This window comes from Alteromonas australica, from assembly GCF_000730385.1.
Classification (GTDB): Bacteria; Pseudomonadota; Gammaproteobacteria; order Enterobacterales; family Alteromonadaceae; genus Alteromonas; species Alteromonas australica.
Genome location: NZ_CP008849.1, coordinates 484,019 through 504,470, shown reverse-complemented (window position 1 = coordinate 504,470; position 20,452 = coordinate 484,019). Strand labels below are relative to the sequence as shown.

The window sequence follows — 20,452 nt, the reverse complement described above, 5'->3', positions numbered from 1 at the left end:
CGCCAATGCACACTAATATTGATAGCTTGTTTGCGCATTTGTGGCAAGACTACGTATCTATTACGCCATCTGCGCATAAGATTCATGCCCTGTTAGCGGGTGAAAAAGAAGCGCGAGAGATTGTTAACGACCATGTCGCCTTTCGAACTTTTGCGCTGGATAAAACCCGTTTAAATACGTTAGCTGCACACTTTCTCGCATTAGGTTACGAAGAAAAAGGCGACTACAACTTTGAGGCGAAAAAGCTTAGCGCCAAACATTTTGAGCATCCTGATGACACCCAGCCTAAGGTTTTTATCAGCGAGCTGAGAGTTAATGAGCTTTCAGAAAAAGCACAAACCATTATTGAACGTCTCGTTGACGCTATGGACGCGGATGCCGTACATGCCGATAATTTTCTCTATTCTGGTCGCCACTGGGCAATCAGCAAAGAAGACTATGATATCTTATTGGACGAGTCGGAATATGCCGCGTGGCTTGCTGCATGGGGATTTAGAGCCAATCACTTTACCGTGAGTGTTAACCACTTGAATCACATCGACACCTTGAGCGACGTGAATGAACAGCTTAAGTCGGCGGGCTTTGTGTTAAACAGTGCTGGCGGTGAAATAAAGGGCGGCCCTGAGGTATATTTAGCGCAATCCTCAACAATGGCAGACAAAGCTGAAGTGGCCTTCAGTGATGCAGCGGCCGTCATTCCCAGCTGTTTTTATGAGTTTGCTCAGCGTTACACCATGCCCAATGGTGAACGCTACCAAGGTTTTGTCGCCGCCTCCGCAGACAAAATTTTCGAAAGTACCAACACGAAATAAGCCAAAATCCAAAGCGCGTAATCGCGCTTTGGATTATCATTGAATGACGCCGTTTTCTGCCGTAGATGCCTAAGCAAATTCCACATTATGTTTGGCAAGAAATTGGTCGTAGGGCATTGGCTTGTCAAAGTAAAACCCCTGCATTAAACCTATGTCAGCTTCTTTCATAAAAGGAAGGTAAGATTCTTGCTCAACACCTTCAACCACAATTTCAATCTCTAAGCTGCTTAGCATGGCCACTAGCCCAGTGAAAAGCGCATGAGCTTTACTGTTTTGATGGATATCTTTTACTAAACTTCTGTCCACTTTGACCACTTCAAATTGGAAGCTTCGCAAGTAACTCAGTGATGAAAATCCACTGCCGAAGTCGTCTAGTGACAACCTAAAGCCAGCGTCCCGCAAACTGTTAAGCGACTGAACAGCGGCGCGCTCATCTCGTATAAATATCGACTCTGTTAATTCTAATTCAATCATGGAAGGGTAAACGTCACTGGCTTTGCATATGGCTTTCGCTTGTGGAGGGAAATCGGGGTCAAGCATCTGGTTTACGCTGATATTGATGGATAAGGGGACCGCCGTCCCCTGTTGCGATTCCATCATTGAGATATAGTCGCACGCAGCTTCCAATGCTTGCAGTCCAATGAGATGATCTAAATTATGCTCCTCAGCAAGAGGGATAAATACCGCGGGCGAAATAATGCCATGAAGCCCAGATATCCACCTGCATAATACTTCCCCTCCTTTAAGCTTGCCGTTAAGGTCGTATTTTCCTTGGACATAGTAATCTAGCAGGTGGTTTTCTGTGGCCCGACGCAAATCGTTGACCATGCTCACTTGCTGCGTCATGCTTTCATAGAGGCCTTCTTTATAAATGAAAACTTGACCTTTCCCCAGCTTTTTCGCTTGATACATGGCTGCATCAGCGCACTGTATCAAGCTTTCCACACTGTCTCCATGCTCTAAAGAGTGCGCCACACCAATACTCGCCGAGAGTATCAACTCAGTTTGATGAACAGGTATGACTTTCGCTTCAATCTTCTGTATTAACGAATTGGCAATTTGTATTGCTTGGGCAATGTCAGTATCTGGCAATACTGCAATAAATTCATCGCCTCCCCACCGTCCCACTTTACCGGTTTGACCGAATGAATGTATCAGTAAGCTGGCAACACGCTGTAATTCATTGTCACCCTTTTCATGCCCAGCGGTGTCATTAATTGCCTTAAACCCATCGAGGTCAATGAATACCAATATGAATGACGATTGCCCTTCGTAAATGTCTTCTATATACCCACGAAGGGCGTTACGATTGCTTAAGCCTGTAAGGTCGTCATATAGCGCTAACTGCTTTAGTCTATCCTCGTTTTGCTTTCTATCACTTATATCTCGCATAGTTGCAATGAGGTATGAAGACGTTTGCATGTAAGTTTCAAAAAGGGCGATAGAGACATCGACGGGAATTTCCTGTTTCGCGAGGGTGGTCACTTGAGATTCGAACCGCAACTGCTTATGCGCTGCTAAATTTTTTTGCTCCACCCTTTTCGCACTTAGAAGCTCGTTAAAATTTAGGCCCAGGCAGGCGTCTTTAACAGGGGCTTCTATCAGCCGAATAAAGGCTTCATTACATTCGGTAATCAGCAAGGCGGATGACAAAACCAGCATGGGTTCTCTGGAGCTGGCAAACGCAGAGGCCATTAAATGGAAAGATTGTTCGGCTTTACGTTGCTGAGTAATGTCTTTTGTTGTGCCAACAATGCGCAACGCCTCTCCTGCGCTTCCTCTATCAAGCACTCTCCCTCTTAGACGGACCCATTGATAGCCTTGTTGAACGTTGAGCCGAAAAGACAACTCAATTTTATCTCTATTCCCATGCAGTGCCATTGACCAATGAAACTGTAAACTCTCTAAGTCGTCCTCGTGAACTCGGGACATTAAGTCGATGAGAGTGCCAGACCATGTCGACACTGAATCGGCATGCAATGAAAACGCGCGGATATCCATCATGTCGGTATCTGCTTGCCATTGCCAAAATGACTCTTGAGACGCCCATAATGCAAGCTCTAGATTTTTTTGTTCCTGTTGGCTTTGCTTTAGCGCACGATAAAGCCGTGACGATTTTTCAGAAAGTAATTGCTCTGCGTTAATGCGCCCAGCTTTTTCTCGCTTTAACCGCCGTTCAAGTAGCGCGAGTTGTGCTTGCCAATCTTGAGGGGAATGAGTCACCACGCACCTACGAAATAACCTTTAGACTAAATTCATAGGTGTGTGGTGTGTCGAGTTGATGAGTCTCCCGCTCAAGCTCGCAATCAAAATAATGGGCAGCTCCATCCATAAGGCCTTCAGCCAGAGGATAAAGCTCACGTTCTGAATAATAACGCAGGCGCATTGTAGAGTCGGTACGGGATATAACGGTAAAACGAGGCAAATCAGCGTCAGGGTAAAGCTTTCTTACCTGAACGTGAATATCACCATCTAAATACTCAAGCATATGCAGCACATCATCTGCACCGGCTAGCACATCACCATGCACAGTAGACAGTTTCCCGAACAAGTAGTAACCGAAATCCCTAAGTAAGTCATTGGCCGACTTACCGGTTTTCTGTACCAAAATACCGACTATTTTTTGCATTTCTTCAAACGGGTAGTAGCCCACCGCGGTGTAGGCACCGTCATTAGTGAGATTGGCTTCTACAATAACTTCGTCAGCAAATTCTGGCGACACCTTGTCTTCAAGCATATCAATTAACGAAGTAAAAACGATCCCTAACATATCAACTCCTTATGGCTGAGTAGAAAGTGTAGTTCAGGTAAGCGCAACAACAACTTAAAAGTGAGCTTATTCGCCGAAAGGCTAAGCCAAACTTAACTTAATGGCTCACTGTCTGACGTACCTGTGCTGTTTTCAATTTCAATGCTGTCTACCCGTTGCAAACCCCGAGGGAGTTTATTACCTCTTCGTCCTCGCTCTCCTTGATAATGGGTAAGATCATCAAACGTTAGCGTCATATTGCGCTTACCCGCTGAAATTTTCAGTGATGCGCCGTCAGGAACAATAGACAGTACCTTTACATACTCTTCGCGGCTTTGCGCTTTTGCTGAAGGAATACTCATTAGTTTATTACCCTTCCCTTTGCCTAGACTCGGCAGGTCTTTTAATGGGAATAACAACATGCGGCCTTCATTTGAAATGGTCAAACACCAGTCTTTTTCTAAATTTGTGACCGGTTGTGGTTTCATCACCTTTGCCCCTGAAGGCAATGACAAGTAGGCTTTACCCGCTTTGTTCTTACTTATCATGTCTTTGAAGGTACCCACAAAACCATAACCTGCATCTGAGCCCAGCAGGAACTTGTCGTCATCTGCGGCCATAATCACATGCTCAAACGACTCGCCTCCTACAATAGCAAAGCGACCAGTCAAAGGTTCTCCCTGACTTCTAGCAGAGGGCAACCCATGGGCATCACACGCAAAAGTTCGCCCTGACGTATCCATAAATACGGCGGGCTGATTACTTTTCCCTTCGGCACTGGAAAGAAAGCCATCTCCGGCTTTATAGCTTAATCCTTCGGCATCAATATCATGGCCTTTCGCACATCGTGCCCACCCTTTTTCCGACAGCACCACAGTTACAGATTCGGCAGGTACCAACTCTTTTTCTGAAAGCGCTTTGGCTTCGCTACGTTCTACAATAGGCGAGCGCCTATCGTCACCATAATTCTCGGCATCGGCTAGAATTTCTTTTTTGATCAAGGTTTTTAATCGGCGATCAGACCCTAATAAGGTTTGTAACTTATCCCGCTCTGCGGCAAGTTCATCTTGCTCACCACGAATTTTAATTTCTTCCAGCTTGGCTAAATGACGTAGCTTTAACTCTAAAATGGCTTCCGCTTGTTTGTCGCTTAACGAAAAACGCTGCATCAATTCAGGTTTGGGCTTATCGTAAGTGCGAATAATCTCAATTACTTCATCGATATTCAAAAAGGCAATGAGTAAACCTTCTAAAATATGTAGTCGTGCCAGCACTTTGTCTAATCGATACTGTAGGCGGCGGGTGACCGTTTCTTTTCGGTATTGCAGCCATTCACTTAAAATAGTACGTAAATCTTTAACCTTAGGCCGTCCATCTAGGCCTATCATGTTTAAATTCACACGATAATTCTTTTCAAGATCTGTGGTAGCAAACAAGTGCTGCATGAGTTGCGCAGTGTCGACCCGATTAGAGCGTGGCGTTATCACCAAACGTGTGGGGTTTTCATGGTCTGATTCATCCCGTAAATCGCTCACCATGGGAAGCTTTTTAGCCTGCATTTGCGCAGCAATTTGTTCAAGTATTTTGGCGCCGGACGCTTGGTGAGGTAAAGCAGTTACAATGATATCGCCGCTTTCTTCATGAAAGACCGCGCGCATTTTGATAGACCCTCGTCCGGTCTCGTACAATTTGCGAATATCAGATTTAGGGGTAATCACCTCAGCTTCTGTGGGGTAATCGGGCCCGTTTACGTGTTCGAGCACATCCTGTAAATCCGCTTTACTGTTATCTAGCAATAAAGCACAGGCGTTCGCTAATTCTCTCACATTATGCGGCGGGATATCGGTTGCCATTCCCACTGCAATGCCAGTAACGCCATTTAATAAAATGTGCGGTAGGCGTGCAGGGAGCATGCTAGGTTCTTGCAGGGTGCCATCAAAGTTTGGGACCCAGTCGACTGTGCCTTGCCCTAACTCATTAAGTAGTACTTCTGAGAAGCGTGATAACTTTGCTTCCGTATATCGCATGGCCGCAAACGATTTTGGGTCGTCAGGCGCGCCCCAGTTCCCTTGCCCATCCACCAGCGGGTAACGGTAGGAAAATGGCTGAGCCATGAGCACCATCGCTTCATAACAGGCAGAGTCACCATGAGGGTGAAACTTACCGAGGACATCACCCACGGTACGAGCCGATTTTTTGTATTTCGCGTTTGCGCTTAATCCTAAATCGGACATGGCGTAAATAATACGTCGTTGCACCGGCTTTAAGCCATCTGCGATATGTGGCAGGGCTCTGTCCATAATGACATACATGGAATAATTCAGGTACGCATCTTCGGTGAACCGCCTCAAGGGAAGCTGTTCAACACCGTCGCGGTTTATTATGATCTCGTCGCTCATGATAATTTTTCGTTTTGTTATTTGTACTATCGAACGTTAACCGTCTAGTTAACGAGCGGTGTAATGAGAAGAAGCCAAATTAGCACACTGCAAGCACCCCTTCATCGCGGTACTGCTTTTGTATTGTGAGGTAAAGCGAAGACTTGTGCAATAACACTCACCCGTGATGCGCGTGTACGCCATGATTTTGCGCACCCTTTGTACATTCTGTAATGAAGTGGTTTAATACCCTGAGAATATCAAGAAATAGTAATCTCATGCGCGTTTGCCAATCGTTATTTATACTCTTTTCGCTGTACTCTGTGCTGCTGTGTCCTGCTTTTGCCCAGCATACTCAGCAGCTGTTTGAAGAAGATACCAGTATCGAGTTATCTAAGTCTCTCTATTATCTGCATGAGACAGACCTGCCTCTTACCATTGGTGATGTAAGCAACAGACGCAGCGATTTTCGTATGCACCCCCATGACAACCCTAACTTTGGCTTCCGCTCACAAGGTATGTGGTTACTTACTTCTTTTGCAAATATCACCAACGAAGAAGATTGGGTGCTCACCATCAATTTCAGCCAACTCGATAAAGTGGATTTTTACCTCGTTCAAGATGGCAAGGTCCTTAGCCAAAGCCATCAAGGTAAATCCCAGCAAGAGCAACGCTTTCGCGTCCCCACCTTCAGAGTACACTTACCCAACCCCGAGCGGGTTGACGTGTATATCCGTATAGAAAGCCAGTCATCTAGCCTGATTACTCCCCTCAAAATCCAACCGGAGCCATTACATAGTACCTATTTTCAGTGGGACAGCCTGCTTTGGGGGCTATTTTATGGTGGGTTACTTATCTTAGCCGTTTACAACTTGGTGCTTTTCTTTGGCGTGAAGGAAAAGAGCCTAATTGCCTACATCGGCTATATCTTGGCCGTTATCCTCTGGCAATTTGTATGGGGTGGACATATCCACTTTTTCTTTCCCTCAGGTATACCTACCTGGTTGGTGGGGCATACTGAACTTATTTTTGTGATTATAGGCATATGCTCTGGTTTGTTTACGGTTAGCTTCCTAGAAACCAAACAAAACGCGACCATGGCACACCCCATAATTATGCTGCTTCTTTTCGTGCAGGTAGCTGTTGGTGTAATTTGCTTTACTGATGTACTGCCGTCCATATGGAAAAACAACTTAGTTTATGGTGTGGGGTTAATCGCCATATGTAGCTATATCTACGCGGGCTTTGAGGCTTTTTTCAATCACTTTAAGCCCGCACGTTATTTCATGATTGCATGGTCTATGCTGGCGCTGGGTGCCATTATTGGCATGCTAAGTTTGATTGGCGTATTGCCATCTAATGACTTCACCACCTATTGCTTTCAGGCCGGCGTATTTTTTGAATCTGGCTTGTTTTCATTGGCGCTTATGGAGAAAAGCCGAAGCCAATTGGAGCTCGAAGTTGCGCAAGCCACTGACGATTTACGCAACAATATGGAGCTAATAGAAGAGCAAAACGCCAGGCTGGATATTGCCCGCAAAGACGCCATAAAAGCCAGCAATGTTAAATCACAGTTTCTTGCCAATATGAGCCATGAAATCAGAACTCCGCTGAATGCTATTTTAGGGTTTAGCCGTGAGTTAACTAATGCCGCTTTACCTACCGAGCAACAAGAACAGGTGCGTATCATCGATACCGCAGCAGACAACCTACTCACTATAGTGAATGACGTTTTAGACTTTTCTAAAATTGAAGCTGGCAAGCTACAAATTAACAACCAGCCATTTTCACCTAACAAGCTGTTAGAAGAGATGGTCACTCTCATGGCAAAGTCTGCGCACAGCAAAAAATTAGAGTTTGTCCTTGATGTAGCGCCGTTACCAGAAAAGCTGATTGGCGATGTATTTAGAATAAAACAAATCCTTAATAACTTGCTGAGTAACGCCCTTAAGTTTACTTCATCAGGTACTATCACCTTGGCGGTATCGGGTCGCTCTTTGCCCCATGGCATACATGAAATCAATATTGTGGTAGAAGATACTGGCATTGGTATAAGCCGCCAAGATCGCAAAAAACTCTTTAGTGCCTTTTCACAGGTAGACGATGCGCTCAACCGAAATTATCAAGGCACCGGCTTAGGTTTAGTGATCAGCCGAGAGCTCGTGCGCTTGATGCGGGGAGATTTAACCCTAAAAAGTATACCCGGCTTAGGCTCAACCTTTAATGTGACGTTAAGAACAAACCATTTAAGCCAAAAATATGCACTGAGTACCGACCCTGACTGGCAGAACAAACATGTGGTTATCTATGACCCCATACCCGCCACACGACGAGCAAGTGCAGCTATGTTGACTCGCTTGGGCGCAAAAGTTACCAGTGTAGAGTCGTTAGACTATCTTTCCAACCTAACGATATGCCCTGACTTTTTCATGGCTACCGCTCCTGTGAGTAAATTGAACCAGCGAGATACCTTGCTTAGCCGGTTTGTACAGTTTCCAGCGAAAAAACGCATTTTATGGTATTCAGGTCCAGAACCTTTCACACAGTATCCAAGCTTAACTCAGCATTTTAATACGCAACTTAGAATGCCGATGACCGCCACTAAATTAGATGGCTTAGTACACAGCAAGAAAACGCAGACGCGTAACCCGTTGCAGCAGAAAATTAATGCCCTTCCCAAAGCGCGCATATTAGCAGTGGACGACATGGACATGAATTTAAAACTGCTCCATACCTGGTTAGACGGTTCTCCTGTCACCCTTATTACTACCAACAGTGGGCAGGATGCGGTAAGCCGCTGTCAAACCCAAGAGTTCGACCTAATTCTAATGGATGTTCAAATGCCAGGCATGGACGGTTTACAAGCATCTAGAGGGATTAGACAAACGCCATTGAACTTAGGCACCCCCATTATTGCGGTTACTGCTCACGCCTTTAAAGAAGAGCAAGAGCGGCTTCTCGCCTCAGGAATGGACGACTACTTACCTAAGCCCATTGAACTCGCGCAGCTCATCGACTTAATTCGTTCTTGGTGCCACCAAGTTGAACCGGCACACATTACGCTACCAAGTATAGATTGGCAGCTTGCCCTCAAGCGGGCAAACCAAAATCACGACGCCGCGAAGGAATTGCTGACGGACTTTATCGAACTCCTGCCCGACGCTATCGTCACTATAAGAACACTGTGGGAAAAACGCGATTTCAATGGTTTAAAAGCGGAGATACACAAGCTTCATGGTGCCTGTTGCTATACTGGGGTACCTCGCCTGCAAAACCTGGCAGACGAACTAGAAACGGCCCTAAAGCTGGGCCAGCACTTTATTGTTGAAGAGCACATTCCTACCTTCCTGAATGAAGCTCAGCAAATGGTGATAGACAGTAAAAAATCAATTATTCATTGATAGATGATTGTGTCTCTAGCTTTAATTGTGCACGTGCTTGCTGGCACTGTGCAATTAACGCAGCAAATTCGGTTGGGGTGCGATCTATATCGGACGTGGCAATATACACATCAAAACCAAGCCTACGCCTAAGTTCAACCATGCGGTTTGCCAGCATAGCTTTCACCCCAGTGAGGACTGTGCCGTCACTTAGCGTAAAGTGCTTGTCGTCGAACATAGACTGCTCATAACAACTGCCCGTGGCGCAATTATCCTCTGAGTTTTGCAATAAAAGAGGCCGTTGCTCCATCAGTAAGTGGGTGGCTAACCGGGGCGAAATAGAATGCAAAAAATTGCGGTAGTCTTTAAGCTTAAACCCCACCGTTTCTAACTCTACGTGGGTGAGACCCGCTCTCACCTTTGGGCAATCAGCCCGCTGCAGGTTGTCCCAATCGATTTGCCAACGCCCTAATCTATGGCGATAAATAATATGCTCTGGAGTCATCTCTAAACTAAATTCGGGCTCACGAACTTTGAAGTAGCCTATCAACAGGGCGATTAAAGATGCGCTAGTAATAAAGATACCCGCCAATACCAACCAAGATGGCAACAATACAAACCAAAGTGCAGAAACAAATAGCCCGACCAAGCCAATGACAATAGAGGTAATGCCGTTACTTTTAGACGCAGCACGAATATAAATGGGTTCAGCGTTATCGCCAGACATAAAAATACACAACCATCATGATGAGGCCCCAGACCACGTAAAGGCGAAGCCGAAAACAGACAGGGCAATGTGTTTGCCACCAGCGCCGAGGCGATGAATGCTGCTGAAGCTTTTTGTTCATAAAACCAATACGTGCGTGTTAAAGCAATAGTTTACCCTGTAAATGGGTGTTTTGTTAACGGCTAACACGATAACGATAGCGTTGAAATGCTGCCACCACAGTAGGCGTGAAAACCAAAGACAATATAACAGAAAAGCCTACCCCACCCGCTAGTACGACCGCCAGGGGTGGCCAAAAGCTACCTTCGCTGAATAGTAATAGTGGAACCAAGCCGCCCACGGTGGTGAATGTAGTTGATAAAATATGTCGGCTACACCCCATGGTTTCCTTAACAATTTCCCGAGTATCCCCCTGTTTAGCTTTGGGGTTTGCATTAATTGCGGCGATAACCACGATGGAGCCATTGATAGCAACGCCAATAAGCCCGGCGCACCCGAGTAACGGATTAAAACCAACGGGCAAACCTGATAACCAAAGGCTAAACATACCCAAACCCACTGAAAGTATTGCCACAAGCGCGATAACACCTGCCATACGTAAGCTACTAAATGTGAGAATAAGCGTGGTGATCATGAGCACAAGCAGGACGGGCGCATAGGTTCCTAACTGGCCTAAGGCTTGCTGCTGCTCATCGGCATCCCCGGCTAAATGGATACGATACCCTTGAGGTAAGGATAATTGCTGAGCCAGCTTTTCCCTAAGGGCATTACTGGCGTCTACGGCGGGAACACCAGGCAATAAAAACGCTTGTACGCGATTAACCCTTTCTCCGTCCTGCCGCGTGATACTGCTAATGGCAGGTGCTAACGTTAACGAAGATATTGCACTTAACGTGGACCACATTTGCGCATTTTCAACGGGCAAGGGCATTGCACCAAGGCCTGACACATCTTCTCTGAAATCGGCAGATAACCTTACTTTCACGGGGATTTCTTCGGTGCTTTCTAGCACCGAGCCGCCCGCAAGACCTGAAAAATTCACTTGCATCTGAGTGGCGAGATCGGACAACGACATACCTAAATAAGACAAGGTATCGCTGTCGGCTTTTACTTTGAGTTCTGGCTCGCCAATGGTAATACTGGCAATCGACTGGGAAACGCCCGGCACTTCAGAAATCAAATAGCGTACTTGCTGCCCCAGTTCGTTTAGTACCTCTAAATCGGGGCCAAATATTTCCACTTCTACAGGGGCGGCAATGGGGGGGCCTTGACCAAAGGCCCTGACGACCACTTGTACATTAGGCATTTGTTCATCAAGCGTTGATTGTAAAGTAGCAATAAGCTGTGAAGCATGAGCAACGGTTTCAGTGGTTACTACGGCATTGGCGAAATTAGGCAAATTATCGCGAGTCATAATTTGGTTGTAATACACCGAGGGAGCAGACCCGCCCACTAACCAGCTAACTTGCTCTACACCAGAGCGCTGGCGGATAATAGCATCTGCTTCTATAGCCGCCGCTTGGGTATGAGTAATACTGCTGCCGTCTTTGGTCCAAAGGTACACTTCAAACTGGTCTCTATCGGCACTGGGAAAGAACACATTGGCCAATGTACCCGACAAAATAAAGCCAGAAAGGCAAAACACCAGCACGATAGGAATGACCCACCATGGCTGCCTAATCCAGCGTCCTAGCTGCAGACTAAAACTGTGTGACAAATTAGGGGCTTGTAAGCCAACTTGCCACCAGGATTTCACGGCAACACTGCCACTCTGTGCACCTTTTGGTAAAAAGCGCGCAGCAAGTGCAGCAATGATAGTTAATGAAATGAATAACGAGCCAATTAACGCCATGACCACGCTGATGGCAATGGGCCCAACAAAATCTCCAATATTACCGTTAAGCAAGAATATCGGCATGAAGCCTAATACTGTGGTCAACGTAGAGGCCAATAAAGGGGCAAATAAATGAGACACGCTTTTCGCCATAGCCCCTACTCTGGTAAGGGCTGGGTCTTGCAGATTGATTCGTATTTCATCTGTAATGACAATGGCATTGTCTATTAATAATCCGATGGCGATAATCATGCCGAAAATCGACATTTGATGAATTTGCTCGTTATAGAAGTTTAACGAAAACAAGGCGAAGGCGGCGCATAGGGGTAAAGCTAGACCCACAATCCACGACGCTCTAAACCCCATGAATAAAAAGATAACCAGCATCACCACGGCACAACCCATCACCAAATTTTCTGATAAATCAGCCAGTCGTTTTCCGGTATATTTATTCTGTTCGAAGGTGGTATGTGCGGTCACCGTACCTTTAAAATCTTGATTGAATTGGTCTACCACCGCAAGGGCGTTTTGCGTCCACACATCAGCCCTCAGGGAGGTCTGCATACGCGCTGCTACAAATATGACTTCCTCGCCGTCAACCAGGGCAATGTCGGCACGAGGGGTGGTATAGCCGCGCGTGACATCCGCTATATCGTCCACCCGTAGATAACGGCCTTGCTGGTTAATGAGGGGGATGGCTGCAATAGTGGCGATACCATCCAACCCTTCTGCCACGCTAAAACGTAAGTTATTGCGCTTTGTATCTAACACCCCCGCAGGAAGCTTTGGATCAGCAGCTTGAATAACACGACTCACTTGTTGCAGGGTAAGCCCTGTAGCCGCCAGCTTTTGTGGAGAAATACTGACACTAATTTCCTCCTCAGGCGCACCATAAATGCGAACCAGTTCTGTACCGTTAACATTGCGCAGGCGATCGGTGAGTTCTTCTGCAAGTCGACCCACCAATGTGAGCGGTGTGTTTTCAGGGTACTCAGCGGAAAGACTGAGTAATAGAGTAAACGCGGTGGCGCCCCGCTTTTCATCAAAAACTGGGGCAGCAACCCCTTCAGGAAATGTTTCTGCAACGGCGTTAATGCTGTCTCTTATCTCGCTAAATAGCTGTTCGTTACTGCTATTATCAATCCAATCTTGGGTTTCAATATTGATAACAGAGATACCCGCACGAGACGTAGATTTCACCTCTTTAATTTCGTAGATTTCCCGTAACTCATCTTCAATCACGTCGCTCACCAAGGCCTCTACTCGGGCCGCCGATGCGCCCGGATAAGCGGTAATAACGAGCGCATTGCGGGTATCAATTCTTGGGTCTTCTAGTCGAGGTAGCGCAGACAATGCAGAGAGGCCTGCCACCATGAGGATCACCAAACTTAAAATAAGTAGGTGTCCATTACGGTAAAACAGGGTGTACCAGGGGTAATCTTTACTTTCTTCGACAGGGATAAATTTCATTGCCCAGCACCTGTGGTAATGGGCGAAGAAGAGGACACCCGCACGGTTTGCCCCGGCGATAATTTGTGGGTACCACTGATGACAAATTGCTGCTGATCACGTATGGCGCCGCGCACAAATGCTCGCTCTCCATTGGTGTAGAGTACTTCCACAGCCCGCCCTTCTAACGTCTGCGTTTGTGGATTAACCACAAAAACACGCCACAAACCTCTCAAGCCGTTACTGAGCGCCCCCACTGGCAGCCAAGCGCCAGTTTCGGCATGTCTTTTTTCGCCACGTACTTTTGCCATATCACCGGGCCGCAAGCCATCGTCAGCGTTCACGGAGACCAAAACATCAATGGTGCGGGTTTGTCGATTCCGTATAGGGAGATGTTGCAGTACCTTTCCATTTAACTGACCATTTTCAAACTCAACAGAGACCATTTCACCCAGCGCAAATATAGACAGCATGTCGGCGGGAACGGCTAAGCGAATTTGATATGCCTGTTTGCTGGTTAAAGTAAACAGAGGAGCCCCTGCTGCCAGCACACCCCCCTCATCGACATAGCGAGCACTGACAGTACCTGAGAAGGGAGCCAGCAATCGGGTTTTGTCACTGTCCACGGCAAGGCTGGCTAGCGTAGCGTTGATTTCTTCAACTTGCGCCTGTGCGGATGCTTGAGAGGCATTAGCTTCATCGAGCTGTTGTGAAGAGATGAGCTTTTTATCCACCAAGGTTTTCACCCGAGACAAAGTCATATTCGCAAGCGCTAAGTCCGCATTTGCCCGTGCTAATGAGGCTTCTAGTTCAACTTGCCTTGCTCGCAAACGCTCAGCATCAAGGGTGGCCATTACCGCGCCTTTTTCAACCCAATCACCTTCCTCGTTGAAAATAGCCGTGACTTGCCCTGCACTATCAAAAGATAAATCTGATGCATTCGGTGACTCAACGAGACCGTACACATAGACAGAGGTCACAAAACCTTCTTGAATATAGAGAGTATCAGTCTCAACTCGGGTAGCTGGAGCATCACTGGCCTGTTGAGGCGCACCATTAAGGCCAGCTGCAAACATTAACATGACTAATACTAAGGCAAATAACCCGATAGCAGAGTAAAGCGATAGCGTCCCTTTTATAGGGTAGTGAGAGGTACTATTCATGACTGACATCCTTAGCAATCGCCGTCCAATTTGGCATTCTAGTGCTGATATGCTAATTTATAAATACTAGACCGTCCAGTTTGATATTAATATTTTTTTAATGAGAGGTTAATTTGCCTGTGACAGAACCCCGTCGCCAAGGGCGTCCAAAGAGTGAAGAGAAGCGACAAGATATTCTTAGAGCCGCATCAACCCTCTTCCTGAAGGAAGGCTTTGCCAATACCTCCATGGATTCGGTAGCTAAAGCCTCTGGGGTGTCGAAACAAACGGTTTATTCTCACTTTTCCAGTAAAGATAGCCTTTTTAAAGCGGCAATTGGTTCTAAATGCCGCTCGTACCAACTCGATGCGTTGCAGATTGAAGACGACGCTAAAGCCCAACCTATGCCCAAGTATCTCACCAAGGTTGGCACGCAATTTATTAAACTTTTGCAAGACCCTGACGCTATAGCACTGTTTCGCGTCATTATTGCAGAGGGTGGAAATAACCCGCGTGCTGCCGAGCTGTTTTATCAAGCCGGTCCTTTAGCCACATTAGATACACTTGGCGCAGCTTTTAAGCGCTACGGCAGCCCTACTCTCAGCACTGAGTTAGCCCATAAGTTAGCCTTTGATTTTTGTGCATTGCTGAAAGGTGAATTTCACACCATGCTTTTATGTGGCCTTCGTCAACCCATGACAGATTCAGAAATTAGCGCTCATGTAGCGCCAGCAGTAGAAAAAATTACCACCCTGTTTAGGGCATATTGTACGAAATAAACCCCACGTAGTGGTATGGCATTTAGCCTAAATTACACTGCCAATATATGACCGAGAAGGATTACATAGCCTTAGCTTTGTTATACACTACGCACGTTTTCGTTGATGATTGAGTGCCCTATGTCAGACTTTACTGGTAACCATATTCTTTCGGTTAATCAATTCGATCGCGATGCTATTGAGAAAGTCTTCTCCGTCGCTCATTCCATGCAGCCTTACGCTAAACGTCAAAAACGCACCACCGTGCTAGAAGGCGCTATTTTAGGTAACTTATTTTTTGAACCTAGTACCCGTACCCGTGTAAGCTTTGGTACGGCTTTTAACTTATTGGGCGGGGAAGTACGTGAAACCACCGGCATGTCGAGTTCGGCATTAGCCAAAGGGGAATCACTTTACGATACAGCCCGAGTATTAAGCGGCTATTCTGACATTATTGCCATGCGTCACCCTGCCGCAGGTTCAGTGGCAGAGTTCGCCGAAGGCAGCCGTGTCCCCGTCATCAATGGCGGTGACGGAGCCAATGAGCACCCTACCCAAGCCCTGTTGGACTTATTCACTATAAAACGTGAACGGGAATACAATGGTGGTAGCATTGATGGCTTACATATCGCCATGATTGGAGATTTACGTTACGGGCGAACGGTACATTCACTGTCTCGCCTGTTGTGTTTGTTTAAGGATATTCATTTTACCCTTATTTCACCTAAAGAGTTGGCTATGCCCCAACCCGTGATTGATGCTATTGACAATGCGGGACACCGACTCACCATTACAGACACACTGGAAGGGAACATGGATGCAGACATTTGCTACCAAACCCGTATTCAAGAAGAGCGCTTCCCGTCGCAAGAAGAAGCCAATAAATATCGCGGTAAGTTTCGTTTAAATCAGTCTATTTATACCCGTCACTTTCAATCAAAAACAGTGATCATGCATCCACTTCCTCGCGACTCGCGTATTGAAGCTAACGAACTCGATAACGATTTAAATTTAAACCCCAACCTTGCCATTTTCCGTCAAACCGATAACGGCGTGTTAGTTAGAATGGCGCTGTTTGCCCTTACGTTAGGGGTAGAAAACGTGGTCAGTAAACACGAACGTGAAGTGATTTGGTACAGCAATAAGAGTAAAGAATTAAATGCAAAAATCTGAAGCCCTTTTTTCTCGCGCACAGCAAACTATCCCTGGCGGTGTTAACTCTCCTGTGCGTGCTTTTAAAGCCGTAGGTGGCACGCCGCGCTTTATTACTAAAGCTGACGGCCCGTACATTTGGGACGCCGACGGTAAACAATACATCGATTATGTTCAGTCGTGGGGCCCTATGGTCCTTGGCCACAACAATGAGAAAATACGCCAAGCGGTTATCGACGCCTCATACAATGGTCTTTCTTTCGGCGCGCCTACAGAAGCCGAAGTCATCATGGCTGAGAAAGTCAGTAAATTGGTGCCTTCTATGGAAATGGTACGTATGGTTAACTCTGGCACAGAAGCCACGATGTCAGCCATTCGGTTATCGAGAGGTTACACTGGGCGCAATAAAATTGTTAAATTTGAAGGCTGTTACCACGGCCACGCAGATTCTCTGTTAGTTAAAGCTGGGTCGGGCGCGCTGACATTAGGGGTGCCTAGCTCACCAGGTGTCCCTGAGAATGTAGCGGAGCATACCCTCACGGTAGAATTTAATAATCTTGATAGTGTCAAAGAAGTGTTTGCCGCTCACGGTGACGATATTGCCTGTATTATTGTAGAACCTGTTGCGGGAAACATGAATTGCATCCCGCCGGTTGACGGTTTTTTACAAGGCCTTAGAGACGTTTGTAACCACTATGGCAGCTTGCTGATATTTGATGAAGTGATGACTGGCTTTCGAGTGTCTCGGGGCGGCGCACAAGAGCGATATAGCATTACTCCCGACTTAACCTGCCTAGGCAAAGTGATTGGTGGCGGTATGCCTGTGGGCTGTTTCGGTGGTAAGCGAGATATTCTTACGCATATAGCCCCTACCGGCCCCGTTTATCAAGCAGGTACCTTGTCGGGTAACCCTGTCGCCATGGCAGCGGGTCTTGCTGCACTAACCCAAATTGAGCAAGATGATCTTTATGACAGCATATTCGACAACACGAAAGCTTTGGTTGAGGGGATGCAAGCGTTAGCTGATAAACACGGTATACCATTTACGACAAACGTGGCGGGCAGTATGTTTGGACTGTTTTTCACCGATGTAAAAAAGGTGACCAACTACCAGCAAGCTATTAACTGCGATACCGAACGTTTTAAAACGTTTTATCACGGAATGCTTAATGAGGGAGTATATTTAGCACCTGCGTCTTACGAGGCCGGCTTCGTGTCTAAACTTCACGATAAAGACATTATTGAAAAAACCTTACAAGCAGCAGATAAAGTATTTGCTACTTTGTAGGTCGCAGGCTGACGCATTGTTTGGGCGGCTTAGCCGCTCATTCAATGATTTTGGCTTGTTCGCGTATAAATTGAATAGAAGGCGCAAAAAACGCAGCGCCTGTTTCAGCACTCGTAAAATCTAGCCACCTGTCGTAATCGCCTTCCCCGTTGCCGTAAATTTGGCTATGAAGCATGGCCTTAAACGCCCTCGCGGTGGCCGAACACGAAACAAAAAACATCCCTTGAGACGCCATGTCCCCATAAGGCATGCCTTGCTTTATTAAACTAGGCTCACCACTTTCAGTGGTGGCGATGCTTGCGCGAATACTGTGGGATGATTCAGACTGTTCTGGGCTTACTAGGTTATGCTCTTGGGTTGTGCCCATCACCTGCTCTTTTTGCCGAGTGGACAAGGAATCCCAGCGTCTTAAATCATGACGATAGCGCTGAACGTGCAAATAACTGCCCCCCACAAAGTCAGGGTCGTTGTCACCAACAATAGCCACTTTCCTTCGCTTCATGCCTCTGGGGTTATCTGCACCATACAAGTAGCCATTAAGGTCTCGGCCATCTAAATAACGAAAACCACGCACTTGCTCCACAAGCTCCACGTGCAAACGCAACAAGTTCATCACCTCAATGCCAATGGCATGGCATATATCTAGCCGGTCTGCGCGAATTTGTATGAACAGATCACAGGGCATGGTAGGCGCACTGCGGTCTTCGCTTTGCATGTCGGGAAACGGGGCAAGTTCAACGGGGATCAAGCCGGGGTATATTTCCATCCAATAACCCGTACCTATTGCCACAACCCCCGTTACCATAGCCTCGTAGTGCTCATTCTCAAAATGTTCGAATACATCAAGTACCCGTGACAGTTTGGCGCGTACGGCTTCACTATCATCATCGATAACATTCAGTAATAGATATTGCGCATGCAAATTAGGCTCTGCACATATGCCTTTTTGTGGTTGAGTCATGGGCGTACTTTATTGTTTTATTTCACCATGTCGTAGTCATTTGCAAGTGTGTATTAATACCCTGCGGCTTGTCCATCTTTTCGGCTCTCAGACGCACCAATATACACCTTTTTTTGTTTATCCCAAGCAATGGCTTGGTAGCCACCAAACACCCCAACTTCCCGTTGTAAAGTATGGCCACGCTTCATCAGTTCACGCTGCACCTCTTCGGAAAAACCTGACTCCAAGCTCACATAGCCACCATCCCTCATTAACGCGCCGGTAGGGCTGCTCGAGCCGCTATGAAGAATACGGGGTGCATCGCCCGCTTCCTGTAAATTCATGCCAAAATCGAGCAAATTCACAATGATTTGTGCATGCATTTGGGGTTGAGTGCCACCGCCCATCACGCCAAAGCTTAGAATCGGTTCACCGTTACGGGTTACAAACGCAGGAATAATCGTGTGAAAGGGCCGTTTACCGGGTCGAAATTCATTAAAGTGGCCCTTTTCTAACGTAAATAACTCACCTCGGTTTTGAAGCACAAAGCCCAAACCCGGCGGTGTCATACCCGACCCCATTCCTCGGTAATTACTTTGGATAAGCGAGACCATATTGCCCTCTTTGTCGGCCACAGTCAGGTAGACAGTATCGCCTTCATAGCGGCCAGCATCCACCCGCGTAGCCGCTTTCTCGTTGTCAATAAGGGCCTGACGCTCTCGGGCATAGTCCTTTGATATAAGCCAGTCCACAGGAATGGCGTTAAATTCAGGGTCGGCGTAAAACTTGGCTCTATCTTCAAATGCCAGTTTCTTTGCCTCAACAAAGGTGTGAATGTAGTCTGCCGAATCAAACCCCATGCCTTCAATATCATAACGTTCCAATATATTGAGTATTTGCAGTGCCGCTATGCCTTGCCCATTGGGTGGGAGCTCCCACACGTCGTAGCCACGATAATTTGCAGACACGGGCTCAACCCACTCTGACGTATGAGATGATAAATCTTGATACGAAAGGTATCCCCCTTGGCTTTTCATATATGCGTCAATAATTCTGGCGATATCCCCTTTGTAGAAAGCATCGCGGCCGCCAGTCGCAATTTTCTCATAGGTGACGGCGAGGCCGGGGTTTTTAAATATATCGCCCTTTTGAGGCAACTTACCATTAATCAAAAAGGTTTCAGCGAACCCTTCGTAGTGCCCAATGCGCTCTGCATTGACTTGCCAATAGTAAGCAATGAGTTCAGAAACAGGAAAACCATTTCGCGCGTACCGGATGGCAGGCGTGAGCAGGGTCGACATAGGTAACGTGCCAAATTTGTTGTGCAATTCAAACCAACCGTCCACCGCACCTGGCACAGAGACCGGCAAGGGGCCAAATTTGGGAATCTGTGTCAGTCCTTTTTCAGTAAATACGTCAGCGGTGAGTTGTCGAGGAGAGCGGCCTGATGCATTTAGCCCGTACAGCTTATTTTCTTCAGCATACCAAACCATAGCAAAGAGATCGCCGCCCACACCTGAACCCGTGGGCTCTACCAGGCCCAACATGGCGTTAGCAGCAATGGCCGCATCTATGGCATTGCCGCCTTGCTTCAAAATGTCCAACGCCACTTGGGTGGCGAGTGGCTGGCTGGTCGCCACCATACCATTTTGCGCAATCACCTCAGACCGACTTGCAAAGGGCTTTCCAGTAATTCTGTCGTAGCCATTTGCAAAATGACTGACAAACAGGAAGAACACACTCACAACTAAGCACACTCGAAACAACATTTTCTATTCCCTGTTATCAACCTCTTTCAGCGATTAAGAGGTAAAGATATTTTTATATTATGCGCAACGCACCA

At 46.7% G+C, this 20,452-nt stretch carries 13 protein-coding genes; 5 read left to right on the top strand and 8 right to left on the bottom strand.

Features of this window, described 5'->3' with window-relative positions; all coding sequences use genetic code 11:
- The first annotated feature begins 5 nt into the window (after positions 1-5).
- Positions 6-812: a DUF1338 domain-containing protein gene (locus EP13_RS02135; protein ID WP_044055767.1), complete on the top strand. Its 807-nt coding sequence runs from the start codon at positions 6-8 to the stop codon at positions 810-812.
- A gap of 69 nt (positions 813-881) precedes the next feature.
- Here EP13_RS02135 and EP13_RS02130 read toward each other — a convergent pair whose 3' ends face one another.
- From EP13_RS02130 to parC, 3 genes are all read right to left on the bottom strand, one after another.
- Positions 882-3,035, bottom strand: a complete 2,154-nt coding sequence (locus EP13_RS02130; protein WP_044055766.1) for a putative bifunctional diguanylate cyclase/phosphodiesterase — start codon at positions 3,033-3,035, stop codon at positions 882-884.
- Between the two features lie 7 nt (positions 3,036-3,042).
- Positions 3,043-3,582: a heme NO-binding domain-containing protein gene (locus tag EP13_RS02125; RefSeq protein ID WP_044055765.1), complete on the bottom strand. Its 540-nt coding sequence runs from the start codon at positions 3,580-3,582 to the stop codon at positions 3,043-3,045.
- Between the two features lie 92 nt (positions 3,583-3,674).
- Positions 3,675-5,960 (bottom strand): DNA topoisomerase IV subunit A, encoded by a 2,286-nt coding sequence (gene parC, locus EP13_RS02120; protein WP_044055763.1) that lies wholly within the window; start codon positions 5,958-5,960, stop codon positions 3,675-3,677.
- A 257-nt stretch (positions 5,961-6,217) separates the two neighbouring features.
- On the opposite strand from parC, the gene EP13_RS02115 reads away from it, so the two are divergent.
- A complete protein-coding gene (locus EP13_RS02115; RefSeq protein ID WP_044055762.1) occupies positions 6,218-9,340 on the top strand; it encodes a hybrid sensor histidine kinase/response regulator in 3,123 nt (1,040 codons plus the stop codon).
- On the opposite strand, the gene EP13_RS02110 is transcribed toward EP13_RS02115, so the two are convergent.
- The 3 genes from EP13_RS02110 to EP13_RS02100 form a co-directional block, all read right to left on the bottom strand.
- Positions 9,330-10,046: a DUF2982 domain-containing protein gene (locus EP13_RS02110; protein WP_044055761.1), complete on the bottom strand. Its 717-nt coding sequence runs from the start codon at positions 10,044-10,046 to the stop codon at positions 9,330-9,332. The two genes, EP13_RS02115 and EP13_RS02110, sit on opposite strands and share 11 nt — an antisense overlap.
- Before the next feature lie 175 nt (positions 10,047-10,221).
- Positions 10,222-13,350, bottom strand: a complete 3,129-nt coding sequence (locus EP13_RS02105; RefSeq protein WP_044055760.1) for an efflux RND transporter permease subunit — start codon at positions 13,348-13,350, stop codon at positions 10,222-10,224.
- Positions 13,347-14,492 (bottom strand): efflux RND transporter periplasmic adaptor subunit, encoded by a 1,146-nt coding sequence (locus EP13_RS02100; RefSeq protein WP_044055759.1) that lies wholly within the window; start codon positions 14,490-14,492, stop codon positions 13,347-13,349. The genes EP13_RS02105 and EP13_RS02100 overlap by 4 nt, the downstream gene beginning before the upstream one ends.
- A 119-nt stretch (positions 14,493-14,611) precedes the next feature.
- Between EP13_RS02100 and EP13_RS02095 the strand changes: the two genes are divergently transcribed.
- From EP13_RS02095 to hemL, 3 genes are all read left to right on the top strand, one after another.
- Positions 14,612-15,250 carry a TetR/AcrR family transcriptional regulator gene (locus EP13_RS02095; protein WP_156026718.1) on the top strand — a complete coding sequence of 213 codons (639 nt, stop codon included), beginning with the start codon at positions 14,612-14,614 and terminating at the stop codon, positions 15,248-15,250.
- 120 nt (positions 15,251-15,370) lie between these two features.
- Complete coding sequence (locus EP13_RS02090; protein WP_044055756.1) at positions 15,371-16,402, top strand: aspartate carbamoyltransferase; 1,032 nt, start codon at positions 15,371-15,373, stop codon at positions 16,400-16,402.
- On the top strand, positions 16,389-17,669 hold the full coding sequence (gene hemL, locus EP13_RS02085) for a glutamate-1-semialdehyde 2,1-aminomutase (protein WP_044055755.1): 1,281 nt from the start codon (positions 16,389-16,391) through the stop codon (positions 17,667-17,669). The genes EP13_RS02090 and hemL overlap by 14 nt, the downstream gene beginning before the upstream one ends.
- Before the next feature lie 37 nt (positions 17,670-17,706).
- Here the strand turns inward: hemL and EP13_RS02080 are convergent, their stop codons facing one another.
- Both EP13_RS02080 and ggt read right to left on the bottom strand, forming a co-directional pair.
- The gene (locus tag EP13_RS02080) at positions 17,707-18,630 is read right to left on the bottom strand and encodes a Dyp-type peroxidase (RefSeq protein WP_044055754.1); all 924 of its coding nucleotides are present in this window, start codon (positions 18,628-18,630) and stop codon (positions 17,707-17,709) included.
- A 53-nt stretch (positions 18,631-18,683) separates the two neighbouring features.
- Positions 18,684-20,378, bottom strand: a complete 1,695-nt coding sequence (gene ggt, locus EP13_RS02075) for a gamma-glutamyltransferase (RefSeq protein WP_044055753.1) — start codon at positions 20,376-20,378, stop codon at positions 18,684-18,686.
- Positions 20,379-20,452 lie beyond the last annotated feature (74 nt).